Genomic DNA, 14,141 nt, shown 5'->3' with positions numbered 1-14,141 from the left:
GAAAAAGTCATCAAATCTTTTGGGTGAAGTTCTTCTATCCAACGTTTACTAGCAAAGAAAGCCGTTATTATTTTTATCTTTGCCTCTTAAAACGTTATAATAGACAGTGAGCCTTTTTTTCGTAAATGAAGAAGGCATAATGAGACATGCAAAATGGAATGACATAGATGCTAAAAATGCAGGAGGAAATCACAATGGAAAAAAAGATTCTTGTCGTAGATGATGAAAAGCCGATTGCGGATATATTGGAATTTAACTTAAGAAAAGAGGGCTACGAGGTTCATTGTGCGTATGACGGAAATGAAGCCCTTGAAATGGTAGAAGAAATTAAGCCAGACATCATTTTGCTCGACATTATGCTGCCGAACAAAGATGGCGTTGAAGTATGCCGTGAAGTGAGAAAGAAATATGACATGCCGATTATCATGCTGACAGCAAAAGACTCTGAAATCGATAAAGTCATTGGTCTTGAGCTTGGCGCGGACGATTATGTCACAAAGCCATTCAGTACACGCGAGCTGCTTGCACGTGTAAAAGCAAATTTAAGAAGACAGACGGCTGCTCCGCAATCAGAGGAAGAATCTGAATCAAATGATATCGAGATTGGTTCACTTGTGATCTACCCAGATGCGTATGTCGTGTCTAAGCGTGACGAAACGATTGAGCTAACGCATCGTGAGTTCGAATTGCTTCATTACTTAGCGAAACATATTGGACAAGTCATGACACGTGAGCACTTACTGCAAACGGTTTGGGGCTACGATTACTTCGGAGATGTCCGTACAGTAGACGTGACAGTCCGCCGTCTTCGTGAAAAAATTGAAGACAACCCTAGCCACCCGAGCTGGATCGTGACAAGACGAGGCGTCGGCTACTATTTAAGAAACCCAGAGCAGGACTAAGATTCTTATGAGTAAAGTAGGTTTTTTTCGCTCGATTCACTTTAAATTGACCTTGATTTATGTGCTGCTGATCATTGTTGCCATGCAGATCATTGGCGTGTACTTTGTGAAGCAGCTAGAGCAGTCCTTAATTAATTCATATGATAATTCCTTGAATCAGCGAATCTACTCGTTATCGTATTACCTAGAACAAGATTCATCGAAAAGCAAGGCAGAATTAAAAGAGGATGCTCAAAAGATCTTAAACGATTTTAACAACAAAGATGAGTCTAATGAAATTTCTGAAGTCAGCTATATTGACGAAAGCAGAGAAGTCATTGCCTCTGTGAATAACGGCAGTCAAGAGATTGCCGGGAAGAAAATCACAGATCAAATCATTAGCCGTATTTTCGCGGTTGGCAAAGACTATGAGAAAAAATTCTATGACCCAGAATCGAATAAACGAGTCCGCATATCAGCAACAGCCGTGAAAAATGAGAACCAAGAAACTGTTGGTGTCATTTATGTGGTCTCATCCATGGAAAGTGTTTTTAACCAAATGCGAACGATCAACACCATTTTGGCGACGGGTACACTCATCGCACTTGGGACGACCGCTCTACTTGGTATATTCATATTCAGAACCATTACACACCCAATTTCGGATATGAGAAAGCAAGCGATCGAGCTCGCCAAAGGGAACTTTTCCAGAAAGGTCCGAAAGTATGGACATGATGAGATTGGTCAACTAGCAACGACATTTAACCATCTGACGAGAGAGCTGGAGGAAGCGCAGCTGATGACAGAGGGTGAGAGGAAAAAGCTTTCTTCTGTTATCGCATATATGACGGATGGCGTCATTGCCACGAATCAAAACGGGGCCATTATTCTATTAAATAGCCCGGCACTAGAGCTTTTGAATGTTTCACGTGAAACAGCTCTAGAGATGCCGATCACATCCTTGCTTGGCTTAGAAGAAACTCATACATTTGAAGATTTAGTCGAAAATCAAGACTCCATGCTGCTAGAAATTGAACGTGAAGATCAGTTGTCTGTTTTGCGTGTGAATTTCTCAGTGATTCAGAAAGAGCATGGGAAGATTGATGGTTTAATTGCAGTCATTTATGACGTAACCGAGCAGGAAAAAATTGATGCGGAACGTCGTGAATTCGTGGCGAACGTATCCCATGAGCTGCGCACACCGCTTACGACGATGCGAAGCTATCTTGAGGCTCTCGCTGAAGGTGCGATTGGTGATAAAGAGCTTGCGCCAAGGTTCCTCAGTGTCACGCAAAATGAAACAGAGCGCATGATTAGACTTGTGAATGACCTGCTCCAGCTGTCTAAGTTCGACAGCAAGGATTATCAATTCAATCGTGAGTGGACGAATTTTATCAGGTTTATCTCGCTCGTCATTGATCGTTTTGAAATGACGAAGGAGCAGCATGTCGATTTCATCCGCAACTTGCCGCAGCGTGAAATATATGTGGAAATTGATCAAGATAAAATCACTCAGGTGCTCGATAATATCATTTCCAATGCTATGAAATACTCGCCAGAGGGTGGACATATTACGTTCACTGTCGATTTGGATGAGGAGCAAGGTCTTGTGTTATTCAGTGTCAAAGATGAAGGAATCGGTATTCCGAAGAAGGATATGGATAAAATCTTTGAACGTTTTTATCGAGTGGATAAGGCAAGAACAAGAAAGCTTGGCGGAACCGGCCTAGGTCTTGCGATTGCAAAAGAAATGGTTCAGGCTCATGGCGGAGATATTTGGGCTGACAGCATTGAAGGAAAAGGCACAACAGTAACCTTTAGCCTTCCGTACAATGAAGAACAAGAGGATGATTGGGATGAAGCGTGAGACCTTTAAAACCATTATATTGACAATCCTAATTGCGATCAGTCTTGTGTTTACATGGAATATTTGGATGTTCCAGCCCGTCATGCAGGATCAGGCTGATGCCGGCACACAGGTCGTGGAAACGAAGAAGATTTCAAGCGACGAGCCTCGGAGTCTCATTGATGTCGTGAAGCCGCGTGAGATGTTCATCCATTCCAATGGAGAGCATTTCAAAGTCGATCAAAAGGAACTCTTCCAAAACTTTTGGAATGATGTGAGCCTGTGGGATGTAAAAGAGATTGCCGATGTGTCGGACCAATATTCCGAGCAGAAATTTAAGAATTTCTTCTATGGACGCGAGGGGCAAGGCAAAACATTGGATCTTGTGTTCAATGATCCGATTCCGATTGATATTTTCCAAGCGCTGTTTAAATGGCCGAATAAATCCATTGAATACAACTCATTTGACCGGATGATTGTGCCGTTTGCTCAGCCGGATAAGGCCAATAAGAAAGTCTATTTGGTTTCATACAGCAAGGAAACGGTGCTTGAGCTGACGATTGAATCAGCCAACTATCGTAATCTGATGGATAGTATTGCAGCCGCTCAAAACGAGATGCCGCGCTATGATCTATATACTTTCTCTACGAATTCAAAACGAGATTTCCTTCTGCCGCAGAAGCAAAAGCAGCTTGAAGCGAAAATGTTCTTTATCGAAACGATTAAGACAAGCAAATTCAAGGACGCTTTGTTTACAGACCCAAGTCTAGTTGGGGAGGAATCTAATTTAAACCGGACGGTGTATACAGATGGAACGAGTCGTCTTGAAGCAAATCAAAAAGACCACCGCATCCAATATCAGCATCGTAATATCAATTCTAGTACCGTATTCCAAACGGGAGATTTGATCAAGCGAAGCGTGAAGTATTTCAATGATACCGGAAGTTTTACCGATAATTATCAATACTTCGGCATTAACAGCAACCAGCAGCTGTCCTTTAATATGTTTATGGATGGACTGCCGATCGTCAACAGCACAAAACATCCATTTGGTATGACATCACTTGAAGTACAATGGGCGAATGATGACATCTTGAGTTATAAGCGTCCAAACTACATTCTCGGCAACAAAGCGAGTCAGAGTGAACAGGTCAAACTGATGAATGGGACAGAGCTGAAAAACTTGATCATCAAGCAGACGAAGTATGATGATTTAGAGAAAATTGAACAGATTTTCCCTGCCTATCAAGCGACATCCACGGCATCAGATCAGGATCAAGCGATGTTTGTCTGGCTAGAGCCGGTATGGTGTATGAAATATAACGGAAAAACCGTCATTTTATCGAATGATTTGCTGACAGAGGGGAGCGAGAATCATGGAGTGGAATAAGACCAAAACGATCTTTATCCTAGCCTTTCTCGTTCTCGATATCTTTCTAGGTTTTCAATACTTTGAAAAGCGATCGACCGATCATTTTGCGATTATCGAAAAAACAGATACGCTGGAAGAAATGAAGGCAGACGGAATCAAATATGGCAATCTATCAGATGAAGCGAAGATTGGATACCGCATTACAGCTGAGAAAAAGCAATATACGAAAAAGGATGTCGACGGATTAGCTGATCAAAAGACGAAAAGCACATTCCCGAAAACCGAGAAAGATGATCCTGTCACCCTGCTTGAAATGACCTTCAATAAACCAGTCGCATTGCCGAAAAAAGATATGAAAACAGCAGCGACCAATCTTGTGAGCCAGCGTTTACTGGATGGCAAGAATTATAAGCTCTGGAGCATCGATGAAGAATCAGGTGAAATCGTCTTTTTCCAAACGTATAAAGGAAAATACATCTTCCAAGAAGGTCTTGATGACACCGAAACCATCGGGAAGATCACATTGGATGTGAACGATCAAAACGAGGTCGTCTCGTATCGGCAGTCGATGGTGACATCGATTAATGAAGTGAGAAAAGAAACCCTTGTCCCAGCGCTTGAAACGGTGAAGGACTTATATACACAAAATATGCTGAGCCAAAACACGACAGTGAAAAAAGTGGAGCTTGGCTACTACACGCAATACCCAGGTGCAAGCACTCAAGTCATGGTTCCTGTATGGCGAGTAGAGATTGAAGGCGTGGCAGCTGGTTCAAAGAAAAAGACAGAAGAAGAATATTTGATCAATGCCATTGATGGCTCAACACTTGATCATATAGAGAAAGAAGACAAATCTTCATTGGAGTGAGAGAACATGAGCTTGCAGTTCAGTGTACTAGCGAGCGGAAGTACGGGGAACGCTTTTTATTTAGAAACAGATGAGCATGCTTTTTTAGTAGATGCAGGCTTAAGCGGCAAACAGATGGTGGAGCTGCTTGGTCAAATCGATCGCAAGCCTGAAGACTTGGACGGAATTTTTGTCACACACGAGCACTCAGATCATATTAAAGGACTCGGTGTGATGGCAAGAAAGTACAAGCTTCCTGTCTATGCAAATGCGAAAACATGGAAGGCGATGGAGTCACATATTGGGAAAGTGGATACGGAGCAGAAATTCCACTTTGATATGGAGACGGTTCAATCATTCGGCGGTCTCGATGTTGAATCATTTGGCGTATCACATGATGCGGCAGAGCCCATGTTTTATGTATTCCATTATGGCGGGCGTAAACTTGCCCTCATGACGGATACAGGCTATGTGAGTGACCGGATGAAAGGGATTATTAAATCAGCCAATACGTTCGTATTTGAGAGCAACCATGATGTCGGCATGCTGCAAATGGGGCGCTACCCATGGAGCATTAAACGCAGAATTTTGAGCGATGTCGGACACGTATCCAATGAAGATGCAGCTCTTGCTATGACAGACGTGATTGGAGACGCCACCTCACGCATTTATTTGGCCCACTTGAGTCAAGACAACAACATGAAGGACTTAGCTCGTATGGCGGTCCAGCAGACGCTTGAAATGAAGGGCTTTGTTGTAGGGGATGGCTTTGATTTATATGATACGGACCCGAAAAAAGCAACCCCGCTTTGCGCCGTATGATTTTTACAATCGTATGATTAAGATAAGAGCTTCTTACCAACACTATATACATCATCTATTCACTGAAAGGAAGGAAACATAGTGGATTATCGCGATGTAGAGTGGAAGCCGAGACGAAGCAGAAAAGGATATTTCCTATCTGGTCTGATCGGTGTATTGGTAGGAGCTTTTTTAATGGGATTCTTTTTCCCCTATGTGTCTGGACAAAGCGGCAGCCCCTTTGGCTGGCAGTCAGCTGGAGATCAGCAGGCATCAGATGGCCCTTTAAAGACCGTCAATGTGAACGTGAATGATGCGGTCACAAAAGTGGTATCGAGTATGTCGGATACAGTTGTCGGCGTCATTAACATTCAAAAGTCGAGCTTTTGGGAAGAAGGCGGTGAAGCAGGCAGCGGGTCAGGTGTGATTTATAAAAAAAAAGGAGACACCTTTTATATCGTGACCAACCATCATGTCATCAAAGGCGCAAACCAGCTTGAAGTGAGCCTTCAGGACGGGACAAGGATCGGGGCAAATCTTGTCGGCAGTGATCAGCTGATGGATTTAGCGGTACTTACGGTCAAAAGTGATAAGATCAAGAAAACCGCCGCCTTCGGCAATTCAGACCATGTCAAACCAGGTGAGCCTGTCATCGCCATTGGAAATCCATTAGGCCTTGAATTTGCTGGCTCCGTCACACAAGGTGTGATTTCTGGAACGGAGCGTGCGATCCCTGTTGATTCTAATGGGGACGGACAGACGGATTGGAATGCGGAAGTTTTGCAAACGGATGCCGCCATTAATCCTGGGAACAGCGGCGGAGCCTTGATCAATATGGACGGCAAAGTAATCGGCATCAATTCAATGAAGATTGCTGAGTCAGAGGTGGAAGGGATTGGGCTGTCTATTCCTGCGAATCTGGTGATCCCTGTCATAGAGGATTTAGAGCGCTATGGAGAGGTGAAGCGTCCGTACCTTGGTGTTGGGATGAAATCACTAGCAGATATTGCGAGCTATCATTGGCAGGAAACGTTAAAACTGCCATCAAAGGTCACAACCGGAGTCGTCGTGATGAGTGTCGAGCCTTTGTCTCCAGCAGGGAAAGCAGGGTTAAAAGAGCTGGATGTCGTGACGTCGTTTGACGGCAAGGAAGTACAAAATATCGTCGATCTGCGTAAATATCTTTATCAAAAGAAAGTAGGCGACAAGGTAAAGGTGCAATTTTACCGAAGCGGAAAGAAAAAATCAGTCGAGATCAAACTCTCCCAAACCGATCGGTTCGGTGGCTAGCCAGTTCTTATAAGGGACTGGCTTTTTTTATATGCCCGGCATATGATAAAGAAAAGGGGGAGATACGTTTGGTCACATTACAGCCGATGTCACAAACGGATTATGACGTCTTGATAGAGAAGGCCATTAAGCGGTACGCAGAAGAAAAGGTACACGCAGGGACGTGGAATCAGGAAGAAGCGCAAAAGAACGCAGAGGAACAATTTGAGCGGCTGCTACCTGAAGGTCTTCAGACAGAGGATCATGAGCTGTGGACATTCATGCATGGAGACGAATCCATTGGATGGGTATGGCTTTGCTATGATCCAGATCATCCCCAACATGAAGGCTTTATTTATAATTTTATTTTGTTTGAAGCGTATCGAGGAAAAGGCTTGGCAAAACAGGCCATGACTGCATTAGAAGAGCAGGCAAAGTCATTAGGTGTGAAAAAACTATCGCTGCATGTCTTTGCCCATAATCAAATCGCCCGCTCACTTTATGAGAAAACGGGGTTTGCTGAGACTGGGATTTACATGAGCAAGCCTTTATAAAAAAAGAGAAGTACCGTGCGGCGAGCGTACGGTACTTTTTTATGTGGACATCATGGCATCTTGCGTCGTGACTCGGTATAGGTCGACTTTGCATTTCACAAACGCACGGATGATGGCTGGGACTTGAGCTTCTGAACGAATCAACAATGAGGTCTCGTCATCTCTGATCACAAGGTCTGTTCCCACACTTTGTAAGTACTGCGTGAGAACAGGCTTCACCTCATCATCAATCCATGCATGCTTGAAGGTGGCACGAATGGTTGAGGACGTGATGGTTTTCTCTTGAGGATGAGTACTTGAGGACACGATTTTTCCTTCAGATATGAAAGCTGTTTTGGTACAAATAGGCTGGGTGAACCTTGGCCCGTCTGCTGTTAAAAAGACAGTTTTGCCTTCAAATTTTAACGATTCAATCACCCGCTGGATATGTAAGATAGAATCTGCATCAATATCCGCAAAAGGCTCATCAAGTAAAATAAAGTCAGGCTGATGAGCGATGGCTTGAGCCATTCCGAGCCGCTTCTTCATTCCAGGTGTAAAGGCACCGACCTTCTCTTGATGATAACGATGTAAGCCAACATATTCGAGTAATTCTTCATAATAGCTCGTTTTCTGGCGTGTACCCGTAATTTTCGATAAATAGGCAATATGCTCAATAGCAGTCAGCCCTTCATATAAATCCGTATATTCAGGCAGAACACCGATATGATGACGTACTTTTTTTAACGACGTCATGTTCATCATGATAAACGTGCCAGAGGTGGGGCGGGAGATCCCTGTAATGATATTAAAAAAGGTTGTCTTACCAGCACCCTTCGGTCCAATGAGGCCGAAGATATCCCCTTGATGGATATCAAGATCAATATGATTTATTGCGACTTTTGTCCGATATTTTTTTGTCAGCCCTTTTGTGTGAAGCACTTAGACATCCCTCCTCTGAAACAGTAGTGCCGTTCCAACGAGTAAGACAACAGTCAATGCGGCATTCATCAGCACATAGGTCAGCGGTTCACTCCAGCGCGCATAATAATAAGGCGTCACGTATTGGAACCAGTGAATCAACCGTTCTGAAGAAAGAACAGACATCATGCTCATGATTGGAAATAGAAAGGAAAACAACATGCCAACAAACATCGATTTCTGTGGTGTTGGAAAGAGCATGGACAAAAACAAAGCACAGGAGATGCCGACACTGATAAACGTTAATATTTTTAAGGCATCAGAGAACAGAAAACGATGTGAAATCACCATATTTAATATATATGTGGTCATAATGCAACTGAGCCAAAACAGCATCAGCCCAAGATATTTCCCGATGACAATGTTTAAACGGGTCGTTTTGCTGACGAGAAAACGAATGGTTTTCAAATGAATTTCGCGGCTCAAAATATCATGAGATAATAAAAAAATAAGGAAGAAACCAAATAACGAAATCACTAGTTCATTCCCAATGGAATAAGGGTCCTTTGCCTGTTCCCACTTCCCTTGATAAGCAGCTATAAATGGAAGACTTGATACAAAAGTAGATAAAATGAAAATAATAACAATAGTTAAGATGGATTTTGTGCTTTTGAAGAGCTGCTTAAATTCATTCATACAGATGGTCCACACACACTGTACCTCCCTTCATCTTTATTATACCGCTAGAAAAGAAAGACACCATATCTCGCTCTTTAACATTTGCTTAAATTTTATAAAAAAGAAGACTCTTCCAGAACAGTTAACTCATTTTTAAAAATGTTCAGAAAAATATCTTGATTTATCAAAAAACATCATGTATGATAGCTTTAATTCAAGATAGTTAAACAGGCAATGACGAGAGAAAGTACAATCATCAATTTTTCCACAGAGAGCTTCGGCAGCTGAAAAGAAGCAAAAATAATGATTCGAAAAATGGTCTCTGAGCCTCGTGCTGAACATATCCATGATATTAGTAGGTGACGACGAGAGTTGGTACTCGTTATCAAAACCACAGTATATGAGCCAAATTGGAGCTTTGTACTTGTAGAGGCTGTTTAGCGCGAGCAAACAGTAAATAAAGGTGGTACCACGAGACAAATACCTCGTCCTTATGATTCATAGATAAGGATGGGGTATTTTTTATTGTCCACTTTTTTTCATACAAATGTTCAAATGTTCCACGTGAAACACCACAACCATTTTTTCAAATGAAAGGGAGATTAACATGAGTGAACATGCATTGGTTTTACAATCAGATTTCGGTATTGATGATGGAGCGGTCAGCGCAATGTACGGCGTAGCCAATACAGTGAGCAGTGGCATCCGCATTTTTGATTTAACTCACAACATTCCCCAATATGACATTTGGGAAGCGTCTTATCGCTTGCTTCAGACGGTCACATATTGGCCGGAAGAAACGGTGTTTGTCTCCGTCGTTGACCCAGGCGTTGGATCAGAGCGAAAGAGCCTTGTCGTCAAAACAACAAGCTCACATTATATCATCACACCAGATAACGGGACACTTACGCATGTTGCGCAGGATATTGGCATCGTGGAAGCCCGTTATCTAGATGAAACCATCAACCGTCTGCCGAAGTCAGGCAAATCACATACATTTCATGGTAGAGACATTTACGCCTATACAGGCGCGAGAATTGCTTCAGGTGTGATTTCTTTTGAAGAGGTCGGGCCAAAGGCGAATATAGAGGACATTATTCACCTTCCAGTCGTACAAGCTTATGCGGAAGAAGAAGTGATCACAGGGACGATTGATATTTTAGATGTGCGGTTCGGAAACCTATGGACAAACATTCATCATACGTTATTTGAACAGCTTTCAATCAATTATGGGGATGCAATAGAAGTTACCATTGCCAACGGGCCAAAAAATGTGTATAAAAATATCATGACCTATGGACGATCTTTTGCCGATTTAAAGGTAGGCGAACCACTCGTATATGTCAATTCACTCGATCATTTAGGCGTGGCGATCAATCAAGGGTCATTTGCAAAGGCTTATAACATCGGTACAGGCACAGGCTGGCGCCTTTCGATTCGCAAAGCTCCGCGCATTATATACGAATAAGAGGAGGAAACATCATGGCAGGTAAACAACTTTCAACGAAAACTGTCGTTGCCATCGGGATTGGCGCAGCCGTCTTTGTCATTTTAGGACGCTTCGTCTCCATTCCAACTGGGATTCCGAATACACAAATTGAAACATCGTACGCGTTCCTTGCATTAATGGCCGTGCTATTTGGTCCTATTGCAGGCGCATTGATTGGATTTATTGGTCATCTCATTAAAGATGCCACCACATTTGGACCTTGGTGGAGCTGGATTATCGTTTCGGGTGTTGTTGGTTTATTGATCGGCCTCATTTCGAACCGTTTAAAAGTAGAAGAGGGCGACTTTGGCTGGAAAAAAATCACGCTCTTCAACGCCGTCCAAGCCGGCGCACAAGCATTAGGCTGGTTTGTCATTGCGCCGGTACTCGACATTGTGATCTATGCAGAACCTGCAAATAAAGTGTTTGTTCAAGGCATCGTAGCAGGAATCTCAAACATCATCACAGTCGGTGTACTAGGCACCATCATCATTGCGGCTTATGCGAAAACAAGAAGCAAAAGCGGCAGTCTATCGAAAGAAACATCATGAAGCAAGGTGGAACACATAAATGAAGAAACCGATGATTCAATTCGAACATTTCGGATTCAAGTATCGCAGTCAGGCAGAACCAACATTGAAAGATATCAACCTGACCATCTATGAAGGAGAAAAAGTCCTCATCGCAGGACCGTCTGGATCGGGAAAAAGCACACTAGCCCATTGTATCAATGGGCTAGTTCCTGCGTCTTATAAAGGTTCTATGGAAGGAAGTCTTCACATCGGCGGGAAAAATGCAGAGAAAGAGAACATTTTCTCTCTTTCACAGCTCGTCGGAACGGTGCTGCAAGATCCTGATGGTCAATTTATCGGGCTGACCGTAGGAGAAGATATCGCGTTCACACTAGAAAATGATCAAGTCACACGCGAAGAAATGAAAACACGTGTCGAGAAAGCGGCAAAATTAACAGAGGTAGACGGCAAACTGGCATCATCCGTGCATGAGCTGTCAGGCGGTCAAAAACAACGTGTCGCCATCGCAGGCGTACTTGTCAACGATGTCGACATTTTGCTGTTTGATGAGCCACTGGCAAGCCTTGATCCCGCAACAGGCAAAGAAGTGATCGACCTCATTGACCGTCTGCAAAAAGAAACGAAAAAAACGGTCGTGATGGTGGAACATCGATTGGAAGACGTCCTCTTCCGCCATGTCGACCGCATCATCGTTGTCAATGACGGCACGATTGCAGCGGATATGACACCAGATGAATTGCTCGCCTCAAATGTATTAGAAGCGGCGTATTTACGTGAGCCTTTATATGTGAGAGCGATGAAATATGCAGGTATTCCGGTTGAAGCAGGAGATCAGATCGCTAATTTACAGCATCTCACCTTAAATGACGAGGCAAAAGAGAAAATCGAACAATGGATGGAAGCATCTGAGCCATCAGTCGAGCAGAATGAAGCGCCGGATTTACTAGAAGTGCGTGAGCTGAGCTTTGATTATCCGACAAGACCCAACACACTGAACAATATCTCTTTTACCGTCAAAAAAGGAGAAATGATCAGCATCGCCGGTGCCAATGGCGCAGGCAAGACGACACTATCCAAGGTGCTTTGTGCATTTGAAAAGCCAACAAAAGGGACAATCCTTTTAAATGGCGATGACATCACAGGAGACACCATCAAGCAGCGCTCCGAACGAATCGGCGTCGTCATGCAAAACCCAAATCAAATGATTTCGAAACAAATGATTTTTGATGAAGTCGCCCTCGGTCTCGTTTTAAGAGGCGTAAAGGAAGACGACATCAAGGATCGTGTAGAGCGGGTTTTAAAAGTATGCGGGCTGTATCCATTTCGAAATTGGCCGATCTCAGCACTCAGTTTTGGACAGAAAAAGCGCGTTACCATTGCATCCATTCTTGTGTTAGAGCCAGAAATCATCATCCTAGACGAGCCAACCGCCGGACAGGATTTTAGACATTACACAGAGATGATGACATTTTTAGAGCAATTAAATCAGCAGGGCGTCACGATCTTGATGATCACCCATGATATGCATCTCATGCTCGAATACACAACAAGAACCATTGTCATTTCAGATGGAGAAAAAATCGCAGATGATACACCAGCCAAAGTGCTGACAGATCAGCTGCTAGTCCAAAAGGCGAGCTTAAAAGAAACGTCGCTCTATGAACTGGCGCTAAAAGCAGACTGGCCAAATCCAAATGAACTCGTGGATCGCTTCATTGAGGTTGACAGAAAGGAACGAATGACATGGCTGTAGACATGCTGTCTTATATCGATCGCCCGTCGCCAATTCACCGGCTGACAGGGGCAACCAAACTCATTTGCTTTATCCTCTGGTCATCCGCAGCGATGCTCACATATGATACAGGCGTTTTAGTGTTTATGTTGGTAGCCAGTATCGTGTTCTTTCAACTGTCGAATGTGCGATTTCGTGATATCTCTTTCGTAGTGATTGTCTTGGCGATTTTTCTTGTGATCAACAACATCGCCATTTACATCTTTGCTCCCCAGCAAGGTGTCGCCATCTACGGAGCAAAGCACGAGCTATTTCATATTGCAGGCTGGTACAACGTCACACTTGAACAGCTTTTCTATCAATTGAACATTACACTGAAATACGTGACCGTGATGCCAGCGGCGCTTTTGTTTATCGTGACAACAAATCCAAGTGAATTCGCCTCATCGCTCAGCAGAATCGGGGTCAGCTACCGGATTTCGTATGCGGTAGCGATTGCTCTGCGCTACATCCCAGATATTCAGCGTGATTTTCGAACGATTGCCATTTCTCAGCAAGCAAGAGGCATTGATTTATCGAAGAATGAAAAACTGGGAAAACGGATTAAAAATGCGCTGTCGATTGTAATGCCGCTGATTTTCTCCAGCCTAGAGCGGATTGAAACGATCAGCAATGCGATGGAATTGCGCGGGTTTGGAAAGCATAAAAAGCGCACATGGTTTACGGCGAAAGACTTTCAAAAAGCAGATTATGCGGCGTTAATCTTTGTTGGAGCGGTACTGATTGTGTCGCTAGTGATTACATTTGTTAGAGGAACGAGATTTTACAATCCGTTTTGATAGAAGGAAGCCTTCACAGGAGTGGAGGCTTTTTTATTTGGTTTGTGGATAAAAGGTGTGGAAAATGGTAAAAGACTATTAACATGTGAATAAATCGGTTATATTGAACAATGAGCGAAACACTTGTGAATAACCAAACAACATATTGGAGGAATTAGAAACTTATGAACAAATCACTTTATGCTTGTGCAGAACATATAGAAACCGTACTAGACATGTACATAGATGATCACGAAACACCGCCAGAATTCAGAAAAATCGAACATACACACAGCTTATCCACAACCTGTGAATTGTGCGATGAACCTGCAATATATATAGTGGGGAACGAATGATCGGACACAAAATACACAAATTTTATCCACAATTGTTGATAACTTATATGAATAACTTGTTCTTA

General features: G+C 43.2%; 14 protein-coding genes and 1 other annotated feature. Of the genes, 12 read left to right on the top strand and 2 right to left on the bottom strand.

Features of this window, described 5'->3' with window-relative positions; all coding sequences use genetic code 11:
* The first annotated feature begins 194 nt into the window (after positions 1–194).
* From yycF to ACRRMM_RS16930, 7 genes are all read left to right on the top strand, one after another.
* Positions 195–902, top strand: a complete 708-nt coding sequence (gene yycF / locus ACRRMM_RS16960) for a response regulator YycF (RefSeq protein WP_017359978.1) — start codon at positions 195–197, stop codon at positions 900–902.
* A gap of 7 nt (positions 903–909) precedes the next feature.
* Positions 910–2,748 carry a cell wall metabolism sensor histidine kinase WalK gene (gene walK, locus ACRRMM_RS16955; RefSeq protein ID WP_017368444.1) on the top strand — a complete coding sequence of 613 codons (1,839 nt, stop codon included), beginning with the start codon at positions 910–912 and terminating at the stop codon, positions 2,746–2,748.
* Positions 2,738–4,117 carry a two-component system activity regulator YycH gene (gene yycH, locus ACRRMM_RS16950; protein ID WP_017359976.1) on the top strand — a complete coding sequence of 460 codons (1,380 nt, stop codon included), beginning with the start codon at positions 2,738–2,740 and terminating at the stop codon, positions 4,115–4,117. The genes walK and yycH overlap by 11 nt, the downstream gene beginning before the upstream one ends.
* Positions 4,104–4,967 (top strand): two-component system regulatory protein YycI, encoded by an 864-nt coding sequence (locus tag ACRRMM_RS16945; RefSeq protein WP_216895331.1) that lies wholly within the window; start codon positions 4,104–4,106, stop codon positions 4,965–4,967. The genes yycH and ACRRMM_RS16945 overlap by 14 nt, the downstream gene beginning before the upstream one ends.
* Positions 4,968–4,973: 6 nt before the next feature.
* Positions 4,974–5,768: an MBL fold metallo-hydrolase gene (locus ACRRMM_RS16940; protein ID WP_007497388.1), complete on the top strand. Its 795-nt coding sequence runs from the start codon at positions 4,974–4,976 to the stop codon at positions 5,766–5,768.
* 81 nt (positions 5,769–5,849) lie between these two features.
* On the top strand, positions 5,850–7,037 hold the full coding sequence (locus ACRRMM_RS16935) for a S1C family serine protease (protein WP_025208320.1): 1,188 nt from the start codon (positions 5,850–5,852) through the stop codon (positions 7,035–7,037).
* Positions 7,038–7,105: 68 nt separating this feature from the next.
* On the top strand, positions 7,106–7,570 hold the full coding sequence (locus ACRRMM_RS16930) for a GNAT family N-acetyltransferase (protein WP_428828720.1): 465 nt from the start codon (positions 7,106–7,108) through the stop codon (positions 7,568–7,570).
* 39 nt (positions 7,571–7,609) lie between these two features.
* Here ACRRMM_RS16930 and ACRRMM_RS16925 read toward each other — a convergent pair whose 3' ends face one another.
* Both ACRRMM_RS16925 and ACRRMM_RS16920 read right to left on the bottom strand, forming a co-directional pair.
* Complete coding sequence (locus ACRRMM_RS16925; protein WP_428828719.1) at positions 7,610–8,491, bottom strand: ABC transporter ATP-binding protein; 882 nt, start codon at positions 8,489–8,491, stop codon at positions 7,610–7,612.
* Entirely contained in the window at positions 8,492–9,181 is a 690-nt protein-coding gene (locus tag ACRRMM_RS16920) for an ABC transporter permease (RefSeq protein ID WP_008347476.1), read from the bottom strand.
* Positions 9,182–9,373: 192 nt separating this feature from the next.
* Positions 9,374–9,644 (top strand) — a binding site (T-box leader).
* 111 nt (positions 9,645–9,755) lie between these two features.
* On the opposite strand from ACRRMM_RS16920, the gene ACRRMM_RS16915 reads away from it, so the two are divergent.
* The 5 genes from ACRRMM_RS16915 to ACRRMM_RS16895 all read left to right on the top strand — a co-directional run bounded on the left by ACRRMM_RS16915 (position 9,756) and on the right by ACRRMM_RS16895 (position 14,076).
* A complete protein-coding gene (locus ACRRMM_RS16915; RefSeq protein ID WP_007497378.1) occupies positions 9,756–10,616 on the top strand; it encodes an SAM hydrolase/SAM-dependent halogenase family protein in 861 nt (286 codons plus the stop codon).
* Between the two features lie 14 nt (positions 10,617–10,630).
* Entirely contained in the window at positions 10,631–11,188 is a 558-nt protein-coding gene (locus ACRRMM_RS16910; RefSeq protein ID WP_024718471.1) for an ECF-type riboflavin transporter substrate-binding protein, read from the top strand.
* 19 nt (positions 11,189–11,207) lie between these two features.
* Positions 11,208–12,923 carry an ABC transporter ATP-binding protein gene (locus tag ACRRMM_RS16905; RefSeq protein WP_144683164.1) on the top strand — a complete coding sequence of 572 codons (1,716 nt, stop codon included), beginning with the start codon at positions 11,208–11,210 and terminating at the stop codon, positions 12,921–12,923.
* Complete coding sequence (locus ACRRMM_RS16900; protein ID WP_041092085.1) at positions 12,914–13,741, top strand: energy-coupling factor transporter transmembrane component T family protein; 828 nt, start codon at positions 12,914–12,916, stop codon at positions 13,739–13,741. The genes ACRRMM_RS16905 and ACRRMM_RS16900 overlap by 10 nt, the downstream gene beginning before the upstream one ends.
* 164 nt (positions 13,742–13,905) lie before the next feature.
* Positions 13,906–14,076: a CxxH/CxxC protein gene (locus ACRRMM_RS16895; protein ID WP_008360116.1), complete on the top strand. Its 171-nt coding sequence runs from the start codon at positions 13,906–13,908 to the stop codon at positions 14,074–14,076.
* Positions 14,077–14,141: the final 65 nt, after the last annotated feature.

It is taken from the genome of Bacillus sp. XT-4 (genome assembly GCF_050864245.1).
GTDB classification, from domain to species: domain Bacteria; phylum Bacillota; class Bacilli; order Bacillales; family Bacillaceae; genus Bacillus; species Bacillus altitudinis.
The sequence above is the reverse complement of the archived record's forward strand: the minus strand, read 5'-3'. Positions and strand labels throughout refer to the sequence as shown.